This window comes from Pseudomonas frederiksbergensis (assembly GCF_003732705.1).
GTDB lineage: Bacteria > Pseudomonadota > Gammaproteobacteria > Pseudomonadales > Pseudomonadaceae > Aquipseudomonas > Aquipseudomonas frederiksbergensis_F.
In genome coordinates this window covers 95,338-120,811 of the sequence record NZ_MOBR01000007.1, presented here as the reverse complement: position 1 = coordinate 120,811, position 25,474 = coordinate 95,338, and the positions used below count along the sequence as shown (strand labels likewise).

Genomic DNA, 25,474 nt, shown 5'->3' with positions numbered 1-25,474 from the left:
CCTGTGGACAGTAAAAAAGCCGAGCGTCTCAAGCTGATTCAACAAGCCCTGCAAGACCAGAGCGCCATTCACCTGCGCGAAATGGCGGCGTTGCTGGACGTGTCGGAGATGACCCTGCGCCGCGACCTGACCAAGTACACCGACCACCTGCGCCTGCTCGGCGGCTACATCACCAAGATCCACGACGGCAACGAACCCGCCGATTACCGCGTGGCCGAACAGGACACCCGCCACGTCGAGGAAAAACGTCGCATCGGCAAACTCGCTGCGCGGTTTATCCAGCCCGGCGACACGGTGTTCTTCGACTGCGGCACCACCACGCCTTTCGTGGTGGATTTCATCCCCGATGAGCTCGAATTCACTGCCGTGTGCAACTCCCTGAACGTGCTGCTCAAACTCTCGCAAAAACCCAACTGCCACATCGTGGTCTGCGGCGGCACGTTCCACCGCAAGAACCAGGTGTTCGAGAACCAGACCGAATTCGGCATCCTCGACAGCGTGCGCCTGACCTGGGCGTTTGTGTCCGCCGCCGGGGTCAGCCAGGACTTCGGCGTGACCTGCTTCAATTTCAATGAAGTGGAGGTCAAGCAGAAGGTCCTGCGCCAGGCGCAACAGCGTTTACTGTTGGCCGACCACAGCAAGTTCGACACGGTGCGCACCGCGCATTTCGCCGCCCTTGAGGATTTCCAGTACGTGGTCAGCGACAAGAAAATCCCCAAGGCCTACCGCGATGCCATCGAGGCCAGCGGCGCGCAATTGATTATCTGATCAAGGCCTGTTGTTCGGCCTTATTCAGATAACCGGTGGTGACCTTGAACGCCGCCGTCTCCCCCGCCGCCAAAGCGCGCACGTGGCCTTTGGCGGACTCGGCGCGATAGCCTTCCGGTTCGCAGGTCGCGGGTAGCACGAACGCCGCCACTTGCTGATCGGTGTTGTGCAGGATCCAGCGCGCAGCGTGGTCGAACTGGTCGGGGCGATAGCGGGTGTAAAACGCAGTGCCGTCTGGATGACTCAGCAGGAAATGTGCATCACCGTTTGTATCGGCCTTTACGCCGTCGAAGAAAAACACGATCTCCGGGTCGTAGAGGTCCGGGCGGTCCAGGGTTTGAAACTGCTCCGGCTCCAGCGCCAACTGCTCCATGTAGTGACTCCAGGCCGGCGTCGGTTTGACGTGGGCCGGGACGCTGCTGCGCAAGCGTACTTTTTCAAATCCCAACGGCTCGATGAACCGTGCGCCTTCGACATAGGCGTAATTCATGTGGGCCATGTACATCAGGTCCATGGGTTTGCCGGCCAGGTTGGTCACGCTCATGGCGATGTCGAACAGACCGGAATCGGCGCGCAAGGTCACGCTCGGGCTGGCCAGGTAGCGATCACCAAACCCCTGGGCGTATTCGTACTCGCCACCGAGGCGCAGGAAGGGTCCGGCGCTGTCTTCACCGACTTCCAGCCACGCATGATCCATCGCCGCGCAGGGCATTTCGCCGTGCAATGGATGATCGTCCTCGGGGGTCGGGCAGCCGTTACGCAACAGTCCACTGTGGAACATGAAACAGCCGTAGGTGCCGATCACGGTAGGACTCGGTCTGGGCTGGCTGAACAGGTTGCTCATGGTCAGGTCGCAGCCGTCGAACACCGCGTCCCAGATCATTTGGCCCTGATATGGCAGCACCACCAGTTTTCCACGGCTGTTGGTCATTTCCAGCGCCAATACACCGCTGGGATAAATGCTGGCGCTAACCCTGAATTGCTCTGATTCCAAAAGAGTCTTCGGCGCTTCGCCAAACAGCGCCGGATAAAGGTTGATCCGCGTACTCATGAGGTCACCGCCGCACCCACCGGCGCCCGTTCGCTGGCGGAATTTCGCAGGCAACGCACGGCGTAGGCGACGATCACGATGAAGCACAGCAACGGCACGGTGTAGGCCAGTTGCATGTTGCCGCCGCTGTAATCCGACAGCAGGCCCTGGAAGATTGGAATCACCCCGCCACCGACAATGCTCATCACCAGCAGCGAACCGCCGACGCCGGTGTCTTCACCGAGGCCATCGATGGTCAGGCCATAAATGGTCGGCCAGCACGGGCCGAGGAACACGCTGACACCGACCGCCGCATACACTGCGGTGATGTTCGGCACCAGAATCGTGTAGGCCAGCAACACGATGCACAGCACGCCGTACACCGCCAGCACCTTGGCCGGGTGCAGTTTGCGCATCAGCACGTTGGCGATCATTTTGCCGATGAAGTATGCGGCGAACGTCGTCAGCAAAAACCACGAGGCACTGCGCTCATTCATCCCGCCCAATTGCATGGCCAGGCGAATGGTGAAACTCCACACCCCAACCTGCGCGCCGACGTAGAGAAACTGCGCCAACACGCCGAAGGTGAAACGCTTGTTACCCCACAACCGCGACAGGCTCTGGCCGAGGCTGGCGGTTTTCTTGCTGGCGGTTTGCACGCCTTTGCACTTTGGAAACCGGGTGATGGCGATCAGGATGAACATCAGCACCAACACCGCGATCATCCATTTATACGGCAGCAACGTGGACTGGATCATTTGCAGTTGCTGCACCGCCGCGTCCGAGGCGCTCATTTGCGTGAGCTGCTCGCGGGTGGCGTCGGTGTCCTTGAACATCACGAAACTGCCGACGTAGACCCCAGCCATCGCGCCGAACGGGTGGAAGGTCTGAGAGATGTTCAGGCGACGGGTGCCAGTTTCACGAGGCCCCATCAGGGTCGAATAGGTGTTGCACGCGGTTTCGAGAAACGACAGCCCCGCCGCGATCACGAACAGCGCCAGCAGGAACATGCCGTACTTGGCGGTGGACGCTGCCGGGAAGAACAGCAGGCAACCCAACATGTAGAGCATCAGGCCGATGAGGATGGTGGTCTTGTAGCTGAAACGCCGAACCACCAGGGCCGCCGGGATCGCCACGAAGAAGTAGCCGAGGTAAAACGCCGACTGCACGAAGGCAGTCTGGAAATCGCTGAGCAGAAAGGCTTTCTTGAAATGCGCGATGAGCACGTCGTTCATGCTCGCGGCCGCCGCCCACAGCGCGAAAATGCTGCACAGCAAGATGAAGGCGAACCAGGGCGTGCGGTTCAGGTAGAAACCATCGGGCGTCTGTTGGAGCGGAGGCTTTGTCATTGTTGTTCTCCGGGTGGGTTTTTAAAGGGTGTCGAATTGGCGCTGGAATTCAGCGAACGCTGTGGCGTCCGGGTAGGAGGTCTGGGTGCCCAGGCCCGTGACTGAGCAGGCGGAATAGGCCACGGCCTGGGTCATGGCGGCGCGGATGTCGCGGTCGCGGCTCCAGTGCTGGATGAAGCAGCCGATGAACGCGTCGCCGGCGCCGGTGGTGTCGCGGGCGTTGACGCGCAGGCCGGGAATCTGGAATTCGCCCTCCTCGCCTACGTACAGCGCGCCTTGTTGGCCGAGGGTCACGATCACATGGCGGATGCCGCTGGCGACGAGGGTTTTTGCGGCGTTGAGCGCCGACTCGGGGGAGTCGACGGTCTGGCCGCTGATCAACGCCAGTTCGGACTCGTTGGGCACAAGGAAATCCAGTTGCGCCAGGTGTTCACGGCTCAGGCCGGACAAGGCTGGCGCCGGGTTGAGCAGCACCGGAATGTTGTGTTCGCGACCGAAGGTGATGGCGTGGTAGACGGTTTCCACATTGATTTCGAGTTGCAGCACGATCAGGGAGCATTCACGCAGGGCTGACGCAGCGGCGTCGATGTCTGCCGGGGCGAGATGAGCGTTGGCGCCTTTGACGATGAGGATGCTGTTGTGGGAATCGGCCTGGACGAAGATCGGCGCCACCCCACTGGACACGCCGGGCACGCGTTGTACGAAACGGGTGTCGATGCCAAAGCGCTGGAAATTGGCCAGAGTGTTGTCGGCAAACATGTCATCACCAACCTTGGTCAGCATCAGCACATCCGCCCCGAGCTTGGCCGCGGCGACCGCCTGGTTGGCGCCCTTGCCACCGCAACCGAGGGCAAACCCCGGCGCTTCCAGCGTCTCGCCCTGGGCCGGCATGCGGTCGATGTAGGTGATCAGATCCACCATATTGCTGCCGATGACTGCGATCTTGCTCATTGCTATCCCACCTTGATACGGCTTGCCAGACTGATGTCGGCGCTGTTGTTTTGTTATTTAAATAACATTTGATGTGATTATTCAATCTTTTTTATTGGATTGGCGAACAGGCAAAGACGAGCGGCTTTGCGCAAGCCTCGCTCCTACACGGATCATGATCGTTCCCACGCTCCGCGTGGGAATGCAGCCCGGGACGCTCCGCGTCCCATTGGAACGCAGAGCGTCCCTAGAGGCATTCCCACGCAGAGCGTGGGAACGATCCTGCAACACACACGGCTGTCGAAATAATTCCCGTCCCTGGCGCGCATCTGTTAAAACCCGTGCTTTCCCCTGTTCGACTGGACCGCTGCATGTTTTCTACCCTCATGAGCCGCTTGGGCCGGCGCTGGCTGCCGTTGCTGTGCATGGCGTTGTTGATCGTCGGTTTGCCGGTGGGTTGCGGGGTGCTCAAGTACAAAGAGCGCGAGTTGTTGTTTCGGATCGAACCGGGCACGGCGAGCTGGTATCGCGGCTTGCCGCAGGACGTTCAGGAGTTCGACATCAAGCCTGCCAGCTTCAAGGGCGGACAAAATCTGCATGCCTGGTGGTGGCCGGCCGCGCGCCGCGACGCACCGTCGATTCTTTATCTGCACGGTGTGCGCTGGAACCTCACCGGTCAGGCGTTCCGTATCGAGCAATTGCGGGCCATGGGTTATTCGGTGCTGGCCATCGACTATCGCGGCTTTGGCCAGAGCAAGGGTGATCTGCCGTCGGAAGCCAGTGTCTATGAAGACGCCCGCGTCGCCTGGGAGCGCTTCACGGCGATGCAACCCGATGCCAACAAACGCCTGATCTACGGCCATTCCCTGGGCGGCGCGGTGGCCATCGATCTCGCGGCCGACCTGGCCGCGCAGGCTAAAAAGGACCACGTCGCGGTGCCGGTTCGCGGGCTGGTGATCGAATCCACCTTCACCACGCTGGGGGATGCCGTCGCGCAAGTGGCCGACGAAAACCTGCCGGTGAAATCCCTGCCGGTGCGCTGGCTGCTGTCGCAGAAATTCGATTCCATCGACAAAATCACCGACATCGACATGCCATTGCTGGTGGTCCATGGTCTGGCCGATGCGTTCATGCCGTCGCGCTTCAGCCAGCAGTTGTTCAATGCCGCCAACGAACCCAAGCGCTTGTTGCTGATCCCCGGCGGCACCCATAACAACAGCATGAGTCTGGGCGGCAGTCAGTATCGCCAGGCCATCGAACACCTGATGAAAGCCAAGCCTGCACAGGTTGCAGCGGTGAATCGCAGCTCGCCGCAGACGTGAAGTCTAGCGATAACCCTGGGCCTGCAAATCGAACAGCTGCGCATAACGCCCACCCGCCGCCACCAGACTGTCGTGATCGCCTCGCTCCAGAATCGTCCCTTGATCCAGCACGATGATGTGGTCGGCGTTGCGCACACTGGAAAAACGGTGGGAGATCAGCAAGGTCATGCGGGCCTGGGTGTGCTCGCTGAAATGCTCGAACACCGCCGCTTCCGCCGCCGGATCGAGGGCTGAGGTCGGTTCGTCGAGAATCAGGATGTCAGCGTCGCGGCGCATATAAGCGCGAGACAAGGCGATCTTCTGCCATTGCCCGCCCGACAACTCCTGACCACCGGCAAACCAGCGCCCCAGCTGCGTGGCATAACCTCGATCCAGCCCTTCGATAAACGGCGCGGCCATGCCTTCGGCGGCGGCGGCTTTCCAGCGTTGTTCATCGTCGAATGCCAGGGTGTCGCCGACGCCGATGTTCTCGCCCACGGAGAACTGGTAGCGAATGTAGTCCTGGAAAATCACGCCGATACGCCGTCGCAACGCATCCTCTTCCCAGGTTTGCAGGTCGCTGCCGTCCAGCAGAATCCGGCCCTGATCTGGGCGATAGAGCCGGGTCAGCAATTTGATCAGCGTGGTCTTGCCCGAACCGTTCTCCCCCACCAGCGCCACGCTGCGACCGGGCACCAGGTGCAGGTCGATGCCTTCCAGCGCCGCACGGCTGGCCCCCGGATAACGAAACCCGACATTCTCGAAACGCAGCCCATCGCCAGGCATTGCGCCGACGGTCAGGCTGCCGTTATCGCTCACCACTGGTTCGGCCAAATATTCGTAAAGGGCCGACAGGTACAGGCCGTCTTCGTATAAACCGCTGATCGCACTGAGGCTACTGCTGACGGCGGTTTGCCCCTGCTTGAACAGCACCAGATACATGGTCATTTGTCCGAGGCTGATCTGACCGTGAACCGTGTCCACCACCACCCACGCATAGGCCAGGTAAAACGCCCCGGTGCCCAGCAAACCAAGAACAAAACCCCAGCCATCCCGACGCAGGGTCAGGCGCCGGTCTTCGGCGTAGAGCCGCTTGAACGTGTCGCGATAACGCTGCAACAGCAACGGCGCGAAGCCGAACAGCTTGACCTCCTTGATGTAGCCCTCGTGGGACAGCAGCGTCTCGATGTAACTCTGCTGCCGACTCTCCGGCGCCCGCCGAGTAAACAACCGAAATGCATCCCCGGAAAAATGCGCCTCGGCAAAAAACACCGGCAACGCTCCGACCACCAGCAACACCAGCGCCCACGGTGAAAAATGCACCAACAGCACACCGAAACTGATCAGCACAATCAGGTTCTGGATCAGCCCCAACGACTTCATCACCAACGCCAACGGCCGGGTCGAGGCCTCGCGCCGCACCCGCACCAATTTGTCGTAAAACTCGGAATTCTCAAACTGCACCAACGATAACGTCTGGGCCTTCTCCAGAATCATCGTGTTGACCTTCTGCCCCAACTGCACCCGCAACAACGACTGCTGAACCGACAACGCCCGTTGCGTCCCGGACAACAACGCCAACACCCCCGCCTCAAACAACACATAACGCACCACTGGCCACAACGGCGCACTGCCCTGCTGCACGTGCAACTGCATGGCGGTGACCACGGCGTCGACGATGCGTTGGCCGATCCACGCGGCCAGGGCCGGGAGGACGCCAGCGATCAGAGTGGCCAGGACCAGGCCGAGGAACAATCCGCGGGAGGTGCCCCAGACGAGTAGCAAGGCGCGTTTTGCCTGGTCGAGTAGCGATGTGAAGCGGGTGAGAGTTGGCATAAATCGACAAACTCAACGAAAGGTGGACGAAGACGCGCCATGCTACTTCAGAGCAGCGATGGGTCGCGCTTAATCCTTCTCCCCGATTTCTACAGAGGCATCAGCCAGCCTTTGATTCAGCGGTAGCATTCTTGGCTGTTTTCATATCGGCCGGGCACGCATCGACCCCTGTCACACTGGCACGAGGCACAAATTGCACGGCTTTGGATTCGGTCCTCCAAATACGAACGAAGTACACACCGTCGACCTCGGCGACCACACGCAATGGACGACTGTAGCCGGGTTTGGCTGGATCGGTGATCGCCTCAATGCTCTTACTGTCAGCGGAGAAATTCATTACGGTGCAGTTGCGTCCGCCCGAGGCTGTGACCTGCAAGGCAAATCCCGCCAGTTTTGAACTGGACGGAGGGTATAAACCCAGCAGTATCACCATGGCAAACACAACAGTGGCTACGAAGGCGACCGGATTTTGATGCCGACGTGTCTTCACGACCAAAAAAGCGCCCAGCAGTTGGATCATCCAAAGAGATATCAACTCAAGGAGCATCAGCGGCAAAAGCCACCAAATATTGTCGACGTAGGCACTGGCAACAGGCAAAACAACGCTCGTGACCGTAAGAATGACGAATACTTGAACGAGGGCAGACATCACACAAATAAAGCGGAAATCAGTCGAAACCGAGACCTTCACCCCACGAGTGATGAAAAGGGTGTTCGCCAACACCGTCAGCACCAAGGCCAGGACACCACCGCCAATCCACCAACCGCTGGGCGGCACATTGGGTCCGACAATACCCACCAGCACGCAGTAAATACCGAGAATCAGCAACCCTCCCGCCCAGCGCCAGATCAACCCACGATGGCGTGCAGTCAGCTCGGGGCTGGTCTGATCGAAACTGAAATCATCACTCAGCCGCCCACCGGCGTCACCCAATGGATGGAACAGGACGAAGATCGGCATGATGATGAACGCCACCAACATCGAAATGATGAACACCAACATCGCGGACATGGCCGGTAACGCAGTGATTACGGCGGAAGAGGTGATACTCAACGGGATCTTTTCATCCTGGATGTACTGGAAAAGGTACATTCCCGCTGTCAGCAAAATGCCAATACTCAACGGCCAGGCTCGTTCATTGAGCCAAAGCAGGCCCTGGCTTAACTGTGAGTAACGGTTGGGTGGCGGAGTTTGCAGTTTTGTTTCGAGGTTTTGGAAGTCAGTCACGTCGGTCGATTCCAGTCCATGGGCACAGCGTCCTTGTTGCAACAGTGTTGAACAGAGACAACGAGGCTCGACTTTACCGGCAGTGGCGCTGCAAAACAGCAGGCTTACAAGTTAATAGGCATCGACTTACACAGCGCTCGGCAACTCGCCTTGAAACCGCGCCCGATACCGCCCCGGACTCTCCCCCGTCCACTTCTTGAACGCCCGGTGAAACGCGCTAGGTTCCTGAAAACCTAACTGCTCGGCAACCCCCCCCACACTCGCCTTGCCATGGCGCAACTGCTCAAACGCCACCCCACGGCGCACTTCGTCCTTGATCTCCTGATACGAACAGCCTTCACGCTCCAGTTTGCGGCGGAAGGTGCTGGGGCTCAGGTGTTGTTCGAGGGCGAAGGCTTGCAAGGTGGGCCATTGGCTGTAATGGCTGTTGCGCAAACGTTGGTGAACCTGGGACGCGAGACCGTGCTGGTTGCGGAAGCGGATGACCAGCCATTGCGGTGCGGTGCGCAGGAAGATTTTGAGTGACGCCAGGTCCTGCACCACCGGCAGACGCAGGTAGTGGCTGGCGAATTCGATTTCGGTGCGTTCGGCGCCGAAGGTCAGGTTGGGGCCCCAGAGCAGACGGTCGTCGGTGAGGGAGACGCGTGCATGGCGGAAATCCGCGCGGTCGATGGGGATGCGCCGTCCACCGAGCCAGCACAGCAGGCTGATCATCAACACCAGGAAGGTTTCTTCGCCCAGGCGGCTAACGTCGCTGTCAGTCGAACGGGTTTGCAGGCTGATGATTGCGCGTTTGCCACGTACGGTCAGCGTGCCGCGAAAATCCCTGAGGAACAGGGCGAAGTTGGCCAGGCATTGGCGCATGGCTTTGTGCAGGTCGGGTTCCTGGATCAACGCCCGGCAGATCAAGGCGAAACTGCCCGGTGGCATGCCGTGGCTGTCGAGGCCGAAGAACTCGTCATCAAGCTCGCGAATCTGCAGCAGCCACAACGCGGCAAAGGCGCTGGCCGGCACGCGGGCCGTGGGCTGGTCGAGCAACGCCGGGTCGATATTGGCCTGTTCCAGCACGGCTGCCAGGCGCTGGGGGTTGTCCGCCAGCCGATGAATCATCGCCCGCACAAAGTAGGCCGCCACTGAATCCTTTTCCCGCATGTGAACGCTTTGCTCCCCATCGCCCGACTGGCAAAAAACACCAGTGCCGTTGAACAGTTGCGGCATAGGACAACCGCCCTGCCGGTTCTAGACTCGCGCCATAGTACGCCTTCGGCCGTTATGGCGGCCAAGGTATCGAAGGTTTGATCGCAAGGATTTCAAGCATGAATCTGCAACACATCGGCGTGATTGGCGCAGGCACTATGGGCAACGGGATTGCGCAGGTCTGCGCGGTGGCGGGCTTTAACGTGACCTTGATCGATATCAGCGAGAGCGCCCTGCAAAAGGCTGTCGCCACCGTCGGCAAGAACCTTGATCGGCAAGTCGCCAAAGCGATATTGACCGAAGATCAGAAGCTTGCCGCCCTCGATAAGATCCGCACCAGCACCGACTACAGCAGCCTGCAAAGCGTGCAACTGGTGATCGAGGCCGCCACTGAAAACCTCGACCTGAAACTGCGGGTGCTGCAACAGATTGCCGCGCAGGTCAGCGTTGAGTGCGTGATTGCGTCCAACACTTCATCGCTGTCGATCACTCAACTTGCGGCGAGCGTCAGACAGCCCGAGCGTTTCATCGGTCTGCACTTCTTCAACCCCGTACCGGTGATGGGGCTGATCGAAGTGATTCGCGGCCTGCAAACCAGCGACGCGACGCATAAGCTGGCGCTGGACATGGCCACCACCCTGGGCAAAACCGCGATCACCGCCGGCAACCGTCCGGGCTTTGTGGTGAACCGGATTCTGGTGCCGATGATCAACGAAGCGATCCTGGTCCTGCAGGAAGGCCTGGCCACTGCCGATGACATCGACGCCGGCATGCGCCTGGGTTGCAACCAGCCGATCGGCCCGTTGGCGTTGGCCGACCTGATTGGCCTGGACACGGTGCTGGCGATCCTCGAAGCGTTCTACGACGGCTTCAACGACAGCAAATATCGCCCGGCGCCGCTGCTCAAGGAAATGGTCGCCGCCGGCTACCTGGGACGCAAAACGGGGCGCGGCTTCCATGCCTATGCCTGAGCGTTGTTCGCGCTTCGCCGAGTACCGGGACAAAGTGCTGGAGCTGTTCGCCAGCAAGGGTTTCGGCCAGGTCGGCATGCGCGAACTCGCCACCTGCCTGGGCCTCGCGCCGGGCTCGTTGTACCACCATTACCCAAGCAAGCAGCACTTGCTGCTGGACTTGATCGAAGAGTTCTACGAAGAACTGCTGGCAACGCTTGGGCGTATCGAGAAAAAGACCAAGCGCGACATACTGCCGAGGCTGATTCAGGCGCACCTGAACCTGCATCGGGAAATGCCCTGGCATTTTCGTCTGGCGGAGCGCGACAGTGGCTGTCTGAATGACGATCAGCGGCGGGGCCGGCAGTTGCGCGAGCAATACGAACGCCGGTTGATGCAGATGCTAGGGCCCAAGGCCCGACTCGGTGAGCAGGGTCAGTTGGCCGCCGGTCACGCGATTGCCAATTTGCTCAACAGCGCGCCGGGGTGGTTGACGCAGCATATGTTGGCTGACGCCGAGCGTAATGAATTGCTGGAAAATCTGGTGAGTGGCGCCGTTGAAGGCCTGCTGCGCAGCCCAGCGGGAGCAAGCTCCCTTGCCAAAGCAAGCTCCCTCGCCACAGTTAGGCAATAAGCCGCGCCCGAGCTATAGAAAAAACGTCTGAACAAACCCGGCAAAACCCCGCCTCTAACGCTTTGCTACTTGAGGTCGACCCCTATTGAAGCTGAAGGCCGTCCTGGCCTTCAGCGCCACTTGGTAACCGGGAGCACACAATGAAAATCAATCCCTACCTGATCTTCAACGGTGACTGCAAAGCCGCCTTCACCTATTACGCCAAGGCCCTGCCCGGCACCATCGATGCCATGATGACCTTCGGCGAAACCCCGGCCAAAGATCACGTGCAGGCGGACTATCACAACCTGATCATCCACACCCGCCTGTCGGTGGGCGACCAGGCGATCATGGGCTCGGACACCACACCCGACCGCCCGACCGATGACATGAGCGGCTGTTCGATTTCGCTGAACGTCGACAGCATCGCCGAAGCCGAGCGTGTTTTCACCGCCCTGGCGGATGGCGGCACCGTGCAAATGCCCCTGGAGGCGACGTTCTGGGCGGCGCGTTTCGGGATGCTGGTGGACCGGTTTGGCGTGGCGTGGATGGTGAATTGCGAGAAGGATCAGTGAACTGACTGATGCCCCCTGTGGGAGCCGGCTTGCTCGCGAAGGCGGAGTGTCAGTCAACATCTTTGTTGGCTATTTTGTTGGCTATGAAATCGCTTTCGCGAGCAAGCCCGCTCCCACAGGTTGAGTGTTCATTCTTGGGCCCTCTGGCAACTCCATGACCGTCTGCTACCTTCAACACGCCGTCCCCGTAGCGTCAACGGAGGTTGAATGAATCATCTGCTGATCGCACTGATCGTATTCACGTGCCTGTTCGGCAGCGCGTTGGTGGGCTCGTATGTGCGGCAGCAATTGCCCTCGCACCACCTGAGCGATGAGTCCGTCGCCGTCCTGAAGCTCGCCACCGGCCTGATCGCGACCATGTCGGCGCTGGTGCTGGGCCTGCTGGTTTCTTCGGCCAAAGGCACGTTCGAAACCACCAACAACCAACTGGAAAGCGCGGCGGCCAAAGTCGTCGAGTTCGACCGGGTGCTGGCGCGCTATGGCCCGGACACCCAACCGATCCGCACACAGCTCAAACACAATTACGCGGAAATCGTGCAAGTCCTCGCCTCCCGGGACCCGTCCCGCCTGACCTTGCTCGACAGCCCCGAAGCGATCAAGCGTTCCGAAGCGCTGCAACAACAGGTCGCCGAGCTGTCCCCCACCACCGACACCCAACGCACCCTCAAGGCCTCGGCCTTGCAGATGATGGACGCCGTGTTCGCCGCCCGCTGGCTGACCATGCTGCAGGCCAACCAGTCGATCCCGCCGGTGATGCTGGTGATCCTCATCACCTGGCTGTCGATCATCTTCGGCTCGTTCGGCCTGTTCGCCCCGCGCAATGGCACGATTGTGGTGGTGCTGCTGATGTGTTCCGCGTCGGCGGCGGCGACGATCCTGCTGGTTGAAGAGCTGAATCGGCCGCTCGACGGATTGATCAGCGTGTCGCTGGAACCGATGGTGCATACGATGGAGCGGTTGGGTCAGTAGGTTGGCACTACCTTTGTGGCGAGGGGGCTTGCCCCCGTTGGGCTGCGAAGCGGCCCCCAGCATTTAGTCAGTGACACCGTGCAAGCCGACTTCACGACTGCTTCGCAGCCGAACGGGGGCAAGCCCCCTCGCCACAAAGGCATCAGATAATCCTTCTCTAGAACGCCATCGCCTCCACCACACACCGCTCCCCCAACGCATCCATCCGCGGCCGACCAAACAAATACCCCTGCCCCCACTCGCTGCCGCACGCAGTCGCCAAGGCGCGGTCGGCTTCGGACTCGATCCCCTCGATAATCACGCACGGCGCCAGGGTTTTGCACAGCTGCACCAAATGCCCAAGGGTCTGGGCGTTGTTGGTTTCCAGGCGGGCGCGTTGCAGGTAGCCCTGGTCGATCTTGACGATGTCCGGGCGGGTCTTGCGGATGAACTCCAGGGTGCCCAGGCCGGCGCCAAAGTCGTCGATGGCCACCCGGCAGCCCAGTTCACGCAGGCACAGGACGAATTCGATGGCCGCCGAGATGCTCGGCGGTGTGGCGCTTTCGGTGATTTCGATCACCAGTCGCGCGGCGACTGAGGGGGCGTCGCGCAGTTGTGCCAGGATTGGCTGCCAGTAGTCGTCGACGATGGCGCTTTGCGCGGAGATGTTACAGCCCAGGCGCAGGTGTTCGTTTTGCAGCAAGCGCTCGATCACGCTGTGCACCACGCTGCGGTCGAGTTCGCGCATCAGTTGATGTTTCTCCAGCATGGCGAAGGGATAGACGCCCTCACCCTGGGCATCGATGTGCCGCAACAACCCTTCCTGGTACAGCACCCGGCTGCTGCCAGGCAACCAGACCACCGGTTGAAACGCCAACACCAACCGGCCCTGTGCCAACTCTCGATAAAAGCTTCTGACTTCGTGCATGTCATATCCGTAGACAAAGCGGCGGCCGGCCGCGGTTGAGCGTTGACTGCCGGCCATAATCGACGCTCCCCCAGCCGGCAGGAAGTGTTCCCGGATACCTTTCGCTTGTCCTCGGAAACGTGCACATACCGTTTATCGACTGCGATCATTTGTTTATTGCGATCATGCGTTGGCTAGCGCGACATCACTTAGCCATCACCTCAGGTATAACCATGCACACAATGACCAGCGCCAGTTTTCGGGTGCTTGCCGATGTCCTGACCGACGGAGGGGCAAACGTAGGAGCCTTGCTCAAGCAGTTCGACAGTGGCGAGGAGGTCTTTGCAAACCCCAAGGGTGTCAGGCTGGAGCTGGTCTATAAGGTGATGGCGGAAGCGGCCAAGCGTACAAGCAATCCGGATATTGGCCTGCTGGCCTACACTCGGGCGCACCCGGCCAATCTGGAAGTGTTGGGTTACGCGGTGATGTCATGCGCCACGCTGGGCACGGCACTGCAACGGTTGGTGGACTATCACTCGCTGATCAGCAATGGCTTTTACCGGTGTCTGGACCACAAGCCCCGGGCACTGAAGATGATCGGTTTCGACATCAGCATCGAGCCGTCGCTGACGCCTCGTTCGTTCATCGACGCCGGTGCCGCGCAAACCCTGGGGTTGGTGCACTGGCTGCTGCCCAAGCACAAACCTCTGCCGTTGGCGGCGACGTTCACTTACCCCAAACCCGCTGACACGTCTCGACTGGAACAGCTGTTGGGCAACAATCTGTTGTTCGGCGCGGCGTACAACAGCCTGTCGTTCAGCCTCGACGATTGCTCGATCGCCTTGCCCACCGCCGACCCGGCGCTGGATGTGTTGCACGTCGAATACGCTCGCGCACGCTTGAACGTGCTGCTCAACGACTCAATGACTGCGCGGGTCCGACGGGTATTGTCCGAGCGCCTGGCCCTGGGCGTGCCCAGTGATCTGGACAAAATTGCTCAGGTGGTTGGTGTCAGTGCGCGCAGCTTGCAACGACGCTTGAGCAATGAAGACATGCACTTTTCGGCGTTGCAGGATGAGGCGCGGTTGATGCTGGCGCATAACTTTTTGCGCAACTCGGCGAGGAGCGTGAAGTACATCGGCGCGCTGTTGGGGTTTCGTGATCAGAGCAGTTTTCACAAGGCCTGCATTCGTTGGTTCGGGATGACGCCGGGGCGGTATCGGCAGACTTCTTGAATTGCAGCCACACCACTGAATCCCTGTGGGAGCGAGCCTGCTCGCGAAAGCATTCTGTCTGATACATAGATGTTGAATGTGCCGCCGCTTTCGCGAGCAGGCTCGCTCCCACAGGGTTTGTGTTCCTCCAGCTGACTCCACGCCCGCCACTTGTCGCCTCCCCCCACCACAAACCTCTTTCAGGGTCTTGCGCAACCAGTATTATGGTATACCATCATACGCACAGACACTTTTAACCTGATCGGGAGCCGTTCATGAGTTTCGAAATCCGCAAGATCGTTAGCTACGTCGAGGAAACCTTTATCGAAGGCGGCAAGGCCACGGACACGCCGGTGACGATGGTAGGCCTGGCGGTGGTGATGAAAAATCCGTGGCTGGGCCGTGGTTTTGTCGAAGATTTGAAACCGGAAATCCGTGCCAATTGCTCCGACCTCGGCGCACTGATGGTGGAACGCCTGGTGAAGATCATCGGCGGCGCGGACAAGATCGAAGCGTATGGCAAAGCGGCGGTAGTCGGCGCCGACGGCGAGATCGAACACGCCTCGGCGGTGATTCATACCCTGCGTTTCGGCAATCACTACCGCGAGGCGGTCAAGGCCAAGAGCTACCTGAGCTTTACCAACAAACGCGGTGGTCCGGGCACGTCGATCCAGATCCCGATGATGCACAAGGACGACGAAGGTCTGCGCTCGCACTACATCACCCTGGAAATGAAGATCGAAGACGCGCCCCGTGCAGACGAACTCGTGGTGGTGCTGGGCTGCGCCGATGGTGGTCGTCTGCACCCTCGCATCGGCAACCGTTACATCGATCTGGAAGAGCTGGCTGCTGAAAAAGCCCAGTAATCCCGCCGGTGCAACGCCAATAAAAAAAGCATGCAGGAGCGCTCCATGATTCGGCTCACCGCTGAACGCACCCCGGCTGGCACCAGTTACCTGGCGACCGGCCAAGGCCAGCCCGTGGTTTTGATCCACGGCGTGGGCCTGAATAAAGAAATGTGGGGCGGCCAGGTCGTTGGCCTGGCCACGAAGTACCGCGTGATTGCCTACGACATGCTCGGTCATGGCGCCAGCCCTCGCCCGCAAAGCGGCACCGGCCTGCTCGGTTACGCCGACCAGTTGCTGGAGTTGCTCGATCACCTGCAAGTGCCCCAGGCTGCAGTGATCGGTTTCTCGATGGGCGGGCTGGTGGCGCGGGCGTTTGCCCTGCATTACCCGCAACGCTTGCAGGGTCTGGTGGTGCTCAACAGCGTGTTCAACCGCAGCGAAGAACAGCGCGCCGGCGTCATCGCCCGCACGGCTCAAGCGGCTGAGCACGGGCCGGATGCCAATGCCGAGGCGGCGCTGTCGCGCTGGTTCAGCCGCGAGTATCAAGCGGCGAATCCGGCGCAGATCGCTGCATTGCGCCAGACCCTTGCGGGCAATGATCCCCAGGGATACTTGACCACGTATGAGTTGTTCGCCACCCAGGACATGTACCGCGCCGACGACCTGGGCAGCATTCAGGTGCCGACGCTGGTTGCCACCGGAGAACTTGATCCGGGCTCGACACCGCAAATGGCCGAAGAACTGGCCGAGCGCATTCCCGGCGCACGGGTTGCCGTGCTCGCCGAACAGCGGCATATGATGCCGGTAGAGTCGCCGCGCCTGGTCAACCAGTTGTTGCTGGAGTTTCTCGACACCGCGCACGCCCAACAAAAACCTATAAAGGGGATCGTTGCATGACACTCGCACGCTTCCAGATGTGCATCGGCGGTGAATGGGTCGATGCCCTGTCCGGTAAAACGTTTGAAAGCCTGAACCCGGCGCTGGCCCAGCCTTGGGCGGAACTGCCCGATGCGGATGAGGCCGATGTCGAACGCGCCGTGCAAGCCGCGCAAACCGCGTTCGACAGCCAGGCCTGGCGCGGTCTGACCGCCACCGCACGGGGCAAATTGCTGCGACGTTTGGGCGATTTGATCGCCGAGAACAAGGAACAACTGGCGCAACTGGAAAGCCGCGACAACGGCAAGTTGATTCGCGAAACCCGCGGCCAGGTTGGCTACTTGCCGGAGTTCTTCCACTACACCGCGGGTCTGGCCGACAAGCTCGAAGGCGGCACCCTGCCCCTCGACAAGCCCGACCTGTTTGCCTACACGGTGCACGAAGCCATGGGCGTGGTCGCCGCGATCATTCCCTGGAACAGCCCGCTGTACCTGACCGCGATCAAACTCGCGCCGGCCCTGGCGGCGGGCAACACCATCGTGATCAAACCCTCGGAACACGCCTCGGCGACCATCCTTGAACTCGCCCGACTGGCCCTCGAAGCCGGCATTCCGCCGGGGGTGGTCAATGTGGTCACCGGTTACGGCCCGAGCACCGGCGCCGCCCTGACCCGCCATCCATTGGTGCGCAAAATCGCCTTCACCGGCGGTGCCGCCACCGCGCGGCATGTGGTGCGCAGCAGCGCCGAAAATTTTGCAAAGCTGTCCCTGGAACTGGGCGGCAAATCGCCGAACATTATCTTTGCCGACGCCGACCTCGACAGCGCCATCAACGGCGCTATCGCCGGGATTTATGCCGCATCGGGACAGAGTTGCGTGTCGGGTTCGCGGCTGTTGGTGCAGGACGAAATCTACGACGAGTTCGTCGAACGCCTGGTGGAACGTGCCAAGCGCATCCGCATTGGCAACCCGCAGGATGACGCCAGCGAAATGGGCCCGATGGCCACCGCGCAACAACTCGCCGTGGTCGAAGGCCTGGTGGCGGATGCGATTGCCGAAGGCGCGCGTCTGAAGCTTGGCGGCAAGCGTCCGCAGAATCTGGGCGACGGCTGGTTCTACGAGCCGACGCTGTTCGAATGCGACAGCAACACGATGAAGATCATGCAGGAAGAAGTCTTTGGCCCGGTGGCCTCGGTGATCCGCTTCAAGGACGAAGCCGAAGCGCTGGCGATTGCCAACGACTCGCAGTTCGGCCTCGCTGCCGGCATCTGGACCCGCGACCTGGGCCGTGCCCATCGCCTGGCCCGGGACGTGCGTTCGGGGATTATCTGGGTCAACACCTACCGCGCCGTCTCGGCCATGGCGCCGATCGGCGGGTTCAAGAACAGTGGCTATGGACGCGAAAGCGGCATTGATTCGGTGCTGGCCTACACCGAGCTGAAAACGGTGTGGATCAACCTCTCCCAGGCGCCCATGCCTGACCCGTTTGTGATGCGCTAGGAGTCTTGCGAAATGATCGAACCCGGCATCTATAAAGAAGTCATGAGCTCCTTCCCTTCCGGCGTGACCGTGGTCACCACCCTGGACCCGGACGGCGGTATCGTCGGTATTACCGCCAGCGCCTTCAGTGCGCTGTCGATCGACCCGGCGCTGGTGCTGTTCTGCCCCAACTATGCTTCCGACACCTATCCGGTGCTGCGTGACAGCAAGCAATTTGCGATTCATTTGCTGTCCGCCGACCAGACCGCCGAGGCCTACGCGTTTGCCGGTAAAGGCAAGGACAAGGCCAACGGCATCGACTGGCATTTGAGTGAACTGGGCAACCCGCTGCTGGGCAAGGCCACGGCGATCATCGAGTGCGAACTGTGGCGCGAATACGATGGCGGTGATCACGCGATTATCGTTGGGCTGGTGAAGAATCTGATCCTGCCCGAGCAAGCGGTGACGCCAATGATTTATCACAAAGGCAAGCTGGGGCCGTTGCCTTCGCTGGCCTGACGGGTCTACACCGTACATGTGGGAGCGAGCTTGCTCGCGATAGCGGTGGGTCAGTCAACATTTTTGCCGAATGTGACGCCGCCATCGCGAGCAAGCTCGCTCCCACAGGGATTGCATGGGAGGCATCGAGATGAGCAACGAGAAGTACGAAAAAGGCCTGAAAATCCGCACCCAGGTGCTGGGCGAAGCCTATGTGCAGCGCTCCATCGACAACGCCGACGACTTCACCCGCCCGTTGCAGGAGATGGTCACCGAGTATTGCTGGGGCCATGTCTGGGGCCGGGAGGGTTTGTCGCTTAAAGAACGCAGCATGATAAACCTGGCCATGATCTCGGCCCTCAACCGGCCGCACGAACTCAAGCTGCATGTGCGCGGCGCCTTGCGTAACGGCCTGAGTCGTGAGCAAATACGCGAAATTCTGCTTCAGGTCGGCATATATTGCGGAGTGCCCGCAGCCGTGGACAGTTTCCGGCTTGCCCGTGAAGCCTTCGCCGAAGCCGATGCCGAGGCCTCAAGTTAACCCCTTGGCTGTTTGATCTGACCGAGCACGCCGATTCCAGTGATCGAAGTGCTCTTTTTGCAAGGACAGCCACACTCAGAGCGGACCCCATGAAACGCCTGCCACTCGACGACAGCTTCAAGGTCAATCGCAACCCCATTACCCTGCGCGAAATCGTGCTGGATAAACTGCGAAGCGCCATCATGAACTTCCAGCTCCTGCCGGGTGACCGTCTGGTGGAACGGGATCTGTGCGATCGCTTGGGCGTCAGCCGCACGTCGGTGCGTGAAGCCTTGCGTCACCTGGAATCCGAAGGGCTGGTGGAATTCGCCGATGCCAAGGGCCCGCGTGTGGCGATCATCACCTTGTCCGACGCCGGCGATATCTATGAACTGCGTTGCGTACTCGAAGGCCTGATCGTCCAGTTGTTCACCCTGCGCGCCAAGGCCAAGGACATCAAGGCCCTGGAAAAAGCCCTCGAGCTCAACCGCCAGGCCCTCAAGGACGGCGAGTTGCAACAGGTGATCGATTCGGTCCAGGGTTTCTACGACGTACTGCTGGAAGGCTCGGGCAACCATGTCGCGGCCACTCAACTGCGTCAGTTGCAGGCGCGCATCAGCTACTTGCGCGCGACGTCGGTATCCCAGGAAAACCGTCGCGGCGCCAGTAACCAGGAAATGGAACGCATGGTCGAGGCAATCAAGAGCGGCGATCCGTTGGTCGCTCATCAGGCGTGCGTCGACCACGTGCGCTCCGCTGCCAAGGTGGCCATGGACTACCTCAAGAGCAAGCAGGAAGAGACCGGTGAAATCCCGGAGATCACCCTGCCGATCGCCCTCAAAGAACCGCGCATAGGTCGATGAAAAATGTTCAGCCCGAGCTTTTGTCCCAAGTGCGGCGGCAGTGACCTCGGTCAACAGCTGCCGCCGGGCGATACGCACGAGCGCCTGATGTGCAACGGCTGCGGCTACATCCATTACATCAATCCGAAAATCATCGCCGGCTGCATCATCGAGCAGGACGGCAAGTACCTGCTGTGCCAACGGGCGATCCCGCCGCGTCCGGGCACCTGGACCTTGCCGGCGGGCTTCATGGAAGGCGGCGAAACCACCGAGCAGGCGGCGCTGCGCGAAGTGTGGGAAGAGAGCGGCGTGCGCGCGGAAATCCTCTCGCCCTACTCGATCTTCAGCGTGCCGAAGATCAGCGAGGTGTACATCATCTTTCGCGCCATCGCGCTGGAGATCACCGGCCAGTTCGGCCCGGAAACCCTGGACTACAAATTCTTCGCGCCCGAGGACATTCCCTGGGACAGCATCTACTACCCGGCGATCCGGCAGATCCTCGAACGCTACATCGAGGAACGCCAGGCCGGGGTCTATGGCATCTACATCGGCAACGATGACAGCGGCAGGATTCACTTCATTCGCTAGCAGCACCCACTGCTTTTGTAGGAGCAAGGCTTGCCCGCGATGGCGTTCTTGAAATCGCCTTCGCGAGCAAGCTTTGCTCCTACAGGGTTTTGCGTCGTCCGCACCATTCGCGTGTTGCCCGATCTTCCGTAGGAGCAAGGCTTGCCCGCGATGGCGTTCTTGAAATCGCCTTCGCGAGCAAGCTTTGCTCCTACAGGGTTTTGCGTCGTCCGCACAACTCGCATTTCGCCCCAATCCACTGTAGGAGCGAGGCTTGCCCGCGATGGCGTTCTTGAAATCGCCTTCGCGAGCAAGCTTTGCTCCTACAGGGTTCTGCGTCGTCCGCACAACTCGCATTTCGCCCCAATCCACTGTAGGAGCGAGGCTTGCCCGCGAAGGCGTTCTTGAAACCGCCATCGCGGGCAAGCCTTGTTCCTACGGGTTATGTGGCGTTTGTCAGGCCGGTGCCACGCCTTCCACGATGATGATATCGGCCAGCGCCACGCCCGCGCGGTGCCCTTTCGCCTCCTGATACTGCTCGGAGTGATAGCACGCCACCGCTTGCTCGTAGGAGTCGAACTCGATCACCACATTGCGCTGCGCCGCAGGCCCACCTTCCAGCGCTTCGCTGCGCCCGCCCCTGGCCAAAAACCGTCCGCCGTACAACGCAAACGCCGCCGGGGCGCGCTGTGTGTACTGCGTGTATTGATCGGGATCGGTGACATTCACGTGAGCAATCCAGTACGCCTTCATAGTGACCTCTCGGTTAATTTTGTATTATGGTATACCACGTTACGAACTCCCTAGACATCGAGAATCCAGCATGGCCTTCAACAGCATCGAAGACATCATCGACGATTATCGCCAAGGCAAAATGGTGATTCTGGTCGATGACGAAGACCGGGAAAACGAAGGCGACCTGCTGCTGGCCGCTGATCGTTGCACCGCGCAAGCGATCAGTTTCATGGCCCGCGAGGCCCGTGGTCTGATCTGCCTGACGCTAACCGATGAACACTGCCAGCGCTTGGGACTAGAACAAATGGTGCCGAGTAACGCCAGTGTTTTCAGCACCGCGTTCACCGTGTCCATCGAGGCTGCAACGGGCGTGACCACGGGCATCTCCGCCGCTGATCGGGCGCGCACGGTGGCGGCCGCCGTCGCCCCCGATGCCGGACCTGCCGACATTGTGCAGCCCGGCCATATCTTCCCGTTGCGCGCCAAGGAAGGTGGCGTGCTGACCCGCGCCGGGCACACCGAGGCCGGTTGCGACCTGGCCCGACTGGCCGGCCTCACACCCGCCTCCGTCATCGTCGAAGTGATGAACGATGACGGCACCATGGCCCGCCGCCCGGACCTGGAAGTGTTCGCACGCAAACACGGGATCAAGATCGGCACCATCGCCGACCTGATTCACTACCGTCTCAGCACCGAGCACACCGTGGTACGCATCGGCGAGCGGGAACTGCCAACGGTGCATGGCGTCTTCCGCTTGATCACCTTCGAAGACCGCATCGAAGGCGGCGTGCACATGGCGATGGTCATGGGCGATGTGCGCCGGGATGAACCGACGCTGGTGCGCGTGCATGTGATCGATCCGCTGCGTGACCTGGTCGGCGCGCAGTACAGCGGACCGTCGAACTGGACGCTGTGGGCGGCGTTGCAACGGGTGGCCGAAGAAGGCCGCGGCGTGGTGGTGGTGCTGGCCAATCACGAATCGTCGCAAGCGCTGCTGGAACGGGTGCCGCAACTGACCCAGCCACCCCGGCAGTTCAGCCGTTCGCAGTCGCGGATCTATTCTGAAGTGGGCACCGGGGCGCAGATTCTGCAGGACCTGGGCGTGGGCAAATTGCGTCATCTCGGCCCGCCGCTGAAGTATGCCGGGTTGACCGGGTATGACCTGGAAGTCGTTGAAAGCATTGCGTTTAGCGAATGATCGGGAGGCGTTCCCCGTACCCGTAAGAGCAAGGCTTGCCCGCGATGGCGATTTTAAGAACGCCATCGCGGGCAAGCCTTGCTCCTACACAGAACTCTGCAAAACCCGGATTTGGCAGATAGCCGGTACGGCAAAGTGCTTGCACAAAGTTTGGAATACCATAATATGATATTCCATAGACCGGACGGTCGTAATCGACCCGATGGACCTACTGCTCCCGATAGGGGCGTTGAAAAAGCCCCACTCATAAACACAACAATGAGGGCGTGAAAATGGTGTTGAACAAAGGTGCTACCGCAATCCTGTTTGCGGGTTTGTTGGCCACAGCCAGCCACGCGGCCATGGCGGCGCAAAGCGTCAACTTCGTCAGCTGGGGCGGCAGCACCCAGGATGCGCAGAAGCAGGCCTGGGCCGATCCGTTCAGCAAGGCCAGCGGCATCACCGTCGTCCAGGACGGCCCGACCGACTACGGCAAACTCAAAGCCATGGTCGAAAGCGGCAACGTGCAGTGGGACGTGGTCGATGTCGAAGCCGATTTCGCCCTGCGCGCCGCCGCCGAAGGTTTGCTCGAACCCCTGGACTTCACCGCGATCCAGCGTGACAAGATCGACCCACGGTTTGTCTCCGATTACGGCGTTGGCTCGTTCTTCTTCTCCTTCGTCCTCGGCTACAACGAAGGCAAGCTCGGCACCAGCAAACCCCAGGACTGGTCCGCGCTGTTCGACACCAAAACCTTTCCCGGCAAACGCGCCCTGTACAAATGGCCGAGCCCCGGCGTGCTTGAACTGGCCCTGCTCGCCGATGGCGTAGCCGCCGACAAGCTCTACCCGCTGGACCTGGACCGCGCCTTCAAAAAACTCGACACCATCAAGAAAGACATCGTCTGGTGGGGCGGCGGCGCGCAGTCGCAACAGTTGCTCGCCTCCGGTGAAGCCAGCATGGGTCAGTTCTGGAACGGTCGGATCCACGCCCTGCAAGAAGACGGCGCACCGGTCGGCGTGAGCTGGAAACAGAACCTGGTCATGGCCGACATTCTGGTGGTGCCAAAAGGCACGAAAAACAAAGGCGCCGCCATGAAGTTCCTGGCCAACGCCAGCAGCGCCAAAGGCCAGGCTGACTTTTCCAACCTGACGGCCTATGCGCCGGTCAACGTCGACAGCGTGGCGCGCCTGGACTCGGTCCTGGCCCCGAACCTGCCGACTGCCTACGCTAAGGATCAGATCACTCTTGATTTCGCGTACTGGGCCAAGAACGGTCCGGCCATCGCGACACGGTGGAACGAATGGCTGGTCAAATGAAAATGACGGCCGCGTCCCGTCAATCCACTCCGATCGGGAGCGCCGCTGGCGCTGCCGGTCCGGTTCCCGGCAAGGCGGCTGTGATGAAGCAATCCCCTTCACTGGCCCAGCGCTGGCGCGGTGCCGGCAACCTGGCCCCCGCCCTGCTGTTCCTCGGCGTGTTCTTCCTGGCGCCGCTGATTGGTTTGCTGCTGCGCGGCGTGCTTGAGCCGGAACCGGGCCTGGGCAACTACCAGCAACTGTTCGCCAACTCGGCCTATGCCCGGGTCTTGCTCAACACCTTTTCGGTGGCCGGGCTGGTGACCGTGTTCAGTCTGCTGCTCGGTTTTCCATTGGCCTGGGCCATCACCCTGGTGCCCAAAGGTTGGGGGCGCTGGATCCTGAGCATCGTGCTGCTGTCGATGTGGACCAGCCTGTTGGCGCGGACCTATTCCTGGCTGGTGTTGCTGCAAGCGTCCGGGGTGATCAACAAGGCATTGATGGCCATGGGCATCATCGATCAGCCGCTGGAAATGGTGCACAACCTCACCGGCGTGGTGATCGGCATGAGCTACATCATGATCCCGTTCATCGTCCTGCCGTTGCAGGCGACCATGCAGGCCATCGACCCGATGATCCTGCAGGCCGGCTCGATCTGCGGCGCCAGCCCGTGGACCAACTTCTTCCGGGTGTTCCTGCCGCTGTGCCGGCCGGGGCTGTTCTCCGGTGGTTTGATGGTGTTTGTGATGTCGCTCGGGTACTACGTCACCCCGGCGCTGCTCGGTGGTGCGCAGAACATGATGCTGCCCGAGTTCATCATTCAACAGGTGCAGTCGTTCCTTAACTGGGGCCTGGCCAGCGCCGGTGCCGCGTTGCTGATCGTGATTACGCTGGTGTTGTTCTACTTCTATCTGAAGCTTCAGCCGGAATCCCCGGTTGGCGCCAGCAACGCGAGGTAAGCCGTCATGCTCCTGACCCCCAATGCCATGAGCCGGCGCATGCGCTTGGGCCTGTATTTCACCACGGGCCTGATCGCGTTGTTCCTGCTGTTGCCGATTGTGTTCATCGTGCTGCTGTCATTCGGCTCCTCCCAGTGGCTGGTGTTTCCGCCGCCGGGTTGGACGCTGAAATGGTACGGCCAGTTCTTTTCCAACGCCGACTGGATGAACGCCGCGTTCGCCAGCCTCAAGGTCGCGGTGCTGACGACAATTTGTGCCGTGGCCCTCGGCCTGCCCACCGCGTTCGCCCTGGTGCGCGGACGCTTCCCCGGCCGGGAAATGCTCTACGGTTTGTTCACCCTGCCGATGATTGTGCCGCTGGTGATCATTGCCGTGGCGGTGTACGCACTGTTTCTCAAACTCGGCTACACCGGGACGATGTTTGCCTTTGTCGTCAGCCACGTAATCGTCGCGCTGCCGTTCACCATCATCTCGATCATCAATTCGCTGAAGCTGTTCGATCAGTCGATCGAGGATGCGGCGGTGATCTGCGGTGCCTCGCGCTTGCAGGCGGTGTTCAAGGTGACCTTTCCGGCGATTCGTCCGGGCATGGTCGCCGGTGCACTGTTCGCCTTCCTCGTGTCGTGGGATGAAGTGGTGCTGAGCGTGATGATGGCCAGCCCGACCCTGCAAACCCTTCCGGTAAAAATGTGGACCACCCTGCGTCAGGACCTGACACCCGTGATCGCCGTCGCTTCGACGCTGCTGATCGGCCTGTCGGTGCTGGTCATGGTGATCGCCGCCGCCCTGCGCCGGCGCAATGCAATCAGCGCCTGAGCGCCCAGGAGTAA

At 60.7% G+C, this 25,474-nt stretch carries 26 protein-coding genes; 18 read left to right on the top strand and 8 right to left on the bottom strand.

The window, feature by feature from the left end; all coding sequences use genetic code 11:
- Window positions 1–3: 3 nt before the first annotated feature.
- On the top strand, window positions 4–768 hold the full coding sequence (gene deoR, locus BK667_RS08345; protein WP_123512927.1) for a DNA-binding transcriptional repressor DeoR: 765 nt from the start codon (window positions 4–6) through the stop codon (window positions 766–768).
- Here deoR and BK667_RS08340 read toward each other — a convergent pair.
- The 3 genes from BK667_RS08340 to rbsK are packed head-to-tail and all read right to left on the bottom strand — an operon-like array spanning window position 761 to window position 4,098.
- Window positions 761–1,819 carry an aldose 1-epimerase family protein gene (locus BK667_RS08340; protein ID WP_123597312.1) on the bottom strand — a complete coding sequence of 353 codons (1,059 nt, stop codon included), beginning with the start codon at window positions 1,817–1,819 and terminating at the stop codon, window positions 761–763. The two genes, deoR and BK667_RS08340, sit on opposite strands and share 8 nt — an antisense overlap.
- Window positions 1,816–3,147 (bottom strand): L-fucose:H+ symporter permease, encoded by a 1,332-nt coding sequence (gene fucP, locus BK667_RS08335; protein ID WP_123512923.1) that lies wholly within the window; start codon window positions 3,145–3,147, stop codon window positions 1,816–1,818. Before fucP ends, BK667_RS08340 begins: the two co-directional genes overlap by 4 nt.
- A 21-nt stretch (window positions 3,148–3,168) precedes the next feature.
- Entirely contained in the window at window positions 3,169–4,098 is a 930-nt protein-coding gene (gene rbsK, locus BK667_RS08330; protein ID WP_123597311.1) for a ribokinase, read from the bottom strand.
- Window positions 4,099–4,448: 350 nt separating this feature from the next.
- Between rbsK and BK667_RS08325 the strand changes: the two genes are divergently transcribed.
- Entirely contained in the window at window positions 4,449–5,399 is a 951-nt protein-coding gene (locus BK667_RS08325) for an alpha/beta hydrolase (protein ID WP_123512919.1), read from the top strand.
- A gap of 3 nt (window positions 5,400–5,402) precedes the next feature.
- Here BK667_RS08325 and BK667_RS08320 read toward each other — a convergent pair whose 3' ends face one another.
- From BK667_RS08320 to BK667_RS08310, 3 genes are all read right to left on the bottom strand, one after another.
- On the bottom strand, window positions 5,403–7,214 hold the full coding sequence (locus BK667_RS08320; RefSeq protein WP_123597310.1) for an ABC transporter ATP-binding protein: 1,812 nt from the start codon (window positions 7,212–7,214) through the stop codon (window positions 5,403–5,405).
- Between the two features lie 100 nt (window positions 7,215–7,314).
- Entirely contained in the window at window positions 7,315–8,442 is a 1,128-nt protein-coding gene (locus BK667_RS08315; protein ID WP_123597309.1) for a hypothetical protein, read from the bottom strand.
- A 126-nt stretch (window positions 8,443–8,568) separates the two neighbouring features.
- A complete protein-coding gene (locus BK667_RS08310; RefSeq protein WP_123597408.1) occupies window positions 8,569–9,594 on the bottom strand; it encodes an AraC family transcriptional regulator in 1,026 nt (341 codons plus the stop codon).
- 164 nt (window positions 9,595–9,758) lie between these two features.
- Here BK667_RS08310 and BK667_RS08305 point away from each other — a divergent pair, with 164 nt between their 5' ends.
- The 4 genes from BK667_RS08305 (at window position 9,759) to BK667_RS08285 (ending at window position 12,746) form a co-directional block, all read left to right on the top strand.
- Window positions 9,759–10,610 carry a 3-hydroxybutyryl-CoA dehydrogenase gene (locus tag BK667_RS08305; protein WP_123597308.1) on the top strand — a complete coding sequence of 284 codons (852 nt, stop codon included), beginning with the start codon at window positions 9,759–9,761 and terminating at the stop codon, window positions 10,608–10,610.
- The gene (locus tag BK667_RS08300; protein ID WP_123597307.1) at window positions 10,597–11,223 is read left to right on the top strand and encodes a TetR/AcrR family transcriptional regulator; all 627 of its coding nucleotides are present in this window, start codon (window positions 10,597–10,599) and stop codon (window positions 11,221–11,223) included. The genes BK667_RS08305 and BK667_RS08300 overlap by 14 nt, the downstream gene beginning before the upstream one ends.
- 140 nt (window positions 11,224–11,363) lie before the next feature.
- On the top strand, window positions 11,364–11,777 hold the full coding sequence (locus BK667_RS08295; protein ID WP_123512907.1) for a VOC family protein: 414 nt from the start codon (window positions 11,364–11,366) through the stop codon (window positions 11,775–11,777).
- 207 nt (window positions 11,778–11,984) lie between these two features.
- A complete protein-coding gene (locus BK667_RS08285) occupies window positions 11,985–12,746 on the top strand; it encodes a bestrophin-like domain (RefSeq protein WP_123512905.1) in 762 nt (253 codons plus the stop codon).
- A gap of 157 nt (window positions 12,747–12,903) precedes the next feature.
- Here BK667_RS08285 and BK667_RS08280 read toward each other — a convergent pair whose 3' ends face one another.
- Complete coding sequence (locus BK667_RS08280) at window positions 12,904–13,653, bottom strand: EAL domain-containing protein (protein ID WP_123597407.1); 750 nt, start codon at window positions 13,651–13,653, stop codon at window positions 12,904–12,906.
- A gap of 212 nt (window positions 13,654–13,865) precedes the next feature.
- Here BK667_RS08280 and BK667_RS08275 point away from each other — a divergent pair, with 212 nt between their 5' ends.
- From BK667_RS08275 to BK667_RS08240, 8 genes are all read left to right on the top strand, one after another.
- Entirely contained in the window at window positions 13,866–14,867 is a 1,002-nt protein-coding gene (locus BK667_RS08275) for an AraC family transcriptional regulator (protein ID WP_123512903.1), read from the top strand.
- 254 nt (window positions 14,868–15,121) lie between these two features.
- Entirely contained in the window at window positions 15,122–15,712 is a 591-nt protein-coding gene (locus BK667_RS08270; RefSeq protein WP_123512901.1) for an amino acid synthesis family protein, read from the top strand.
- Between the two features lie 45 nt (window positions 15,713–15,757).
- Complete coding sequence (locus tag BK667_RS08265; RefSeq protein ID WP_123512899.1) at window positions 15,758–16,591, top strand: alpha/beta fold hydrolase; 834 nt, start codon at window positions 15,758–15,760, stop codon at window positions 16,589–16,591.
- Window positions 16,588–18,069 (top strand): aldehyde dehydrogenase, encoded by a 1,482-nt coding sequence (locus tag BK667_RS08260; RefSeq protein ID WP_123512897.1) that lies wholly within the window; start codon window positions 16,588–16,590, stop codon window positions 18,067–18,069. The genes BK667_RS08265 and BK667_RS08260 overlap by 4 nt, the downstream gene beginning before the upstream one ends.
- 12 nt (window positions 18,070–18,081) lie before the next feature.
- Window positions 18,082–18,567 carry a flavin reductase family protein gene (locus tag BK667_RS08255; RefSeq protein ID WP_123597306.1) on the top strand — a complete coding sequence of 162 codons (486 nt, stop codon included), beginning with the start codon at window positions 18,082–18,084 and terminating at the stop codon, window positions 18,565–18,567.
- A 130-nt stretch (window positions 18,568–18,697) separates the two neighbouring features.
- Window positions 18,698–19,087 (top strand): carboxymuconolactone decarboxylase family protein, encoded by a 390-nt coding sequence (locus BK667_RS08250; RefSeq protein WP_027613073.1) that lies wholly within the window; start codon window positions 18,698–18,700, stop codon window positions 19,085–19,087.
- An 89-nt stretch (window positions 19,088–19,176) separates the two neighbouring features.
- Window positions 19,177–19,929: a GntR family transcriptional regulator gene (locus BK667_RS08245; protein WP_123512894.1), complete on the top strand. Its 753-nt coding sequence runs from the start codon at window positions 19,177–19,179 to the stop codon at window positions 19,927–19,929.
- Window positions 19,930–19,932: 3 nt separating this feature from the next.
- On the top strand, window positions 19,933–20,496 hold the full coding sequence (locus tag BK667_RS08240) for an NUDIX hydrolase (RefSeq protein ID WP_123597305.1): 564 nt from the start codon (window positions 19,933–19,935) through the stop codon (window positions 20,494–20,496).
- A 435-nt stretch (window positions 20,497–20,931) separates the two neighbouring features.
- Here the strand turns inward: BK667_RS08240 and BK667_RS08235 are convergent, their stop codons facing one another.
- The gene (locus BK667_RS08235; protein ID WP_123597304.1) at window positions 20,932–21,228 is read right to left on the bottom strand and encodes a DUF1330 domain-containing protein; all 297 of its coding nucleotides are present in this window, start codon (window positions 21,226–21,228) and stop codon (window positions 20,932–20,934) included.
- A 70-nt stretch (window positions 21,229–21,298) separates the two neighbouring features.
- Here BK667_RS08235 and ribBA point away from each other — a divergent pair, with 70 nt between their 5' ends.
- From ribBA to BK667_RS08215, 4 genes are all read left to right on the top strand, one after another.
- Window positions 21,299–22,408: a bifunctional 3,4-dihydroxy-2-butanone-4-phosphate synthase/GTP cyclohydrolase II gene (ribBA, locus tag BK667_RS08230; RefSeq protein WP_123597303.1), complete on the top strand. Its 1,110-nt coding sequence runs from the start codon at window positions 21,299–21,301 to the stop codon at window positions 22,406–22,408.
- 272 nt (window positions 22,409–22,680) lie between these two features.
- Complete coding sequence (locus BK667_RS08225) at window positions 22,681–23,706, top strand: ABC transporter substrate-binding protein (RefSeq protein ID WP_123597302.1); 1,026 nt, start codon at window positions 22,681–22,683, stop codon at window positions 23,704–23,706.
- Window positions 23,703–24,644, top strand: a complete 942-nt coding sequence (locus BK667_RS08220) for an ABC transporter permease (RefSeq protein WP_185058190.1) — start codon at window positions 23,703–23,705, stop codon at window positions 24,642–24,644. Before BK667_RS08225 ends, BK667_RS08220 begins: the two co-directional genes overlap by 4 nt.
- A gap of 6 nt (window positions 24,645–24,650) precedes the next feature.
- Window positions 24,651–25,460, top strand: a complete 810-nt coding sequence (locus BK667_RS08215) for an ABC transporter permease (protein WP_123512882.1) — start codon at window positions 24,651–24,653, stop codon at window positions 25,458–25,460.
- Window positions 25,461–25,474: the final 14 nt, after the last annotated feature.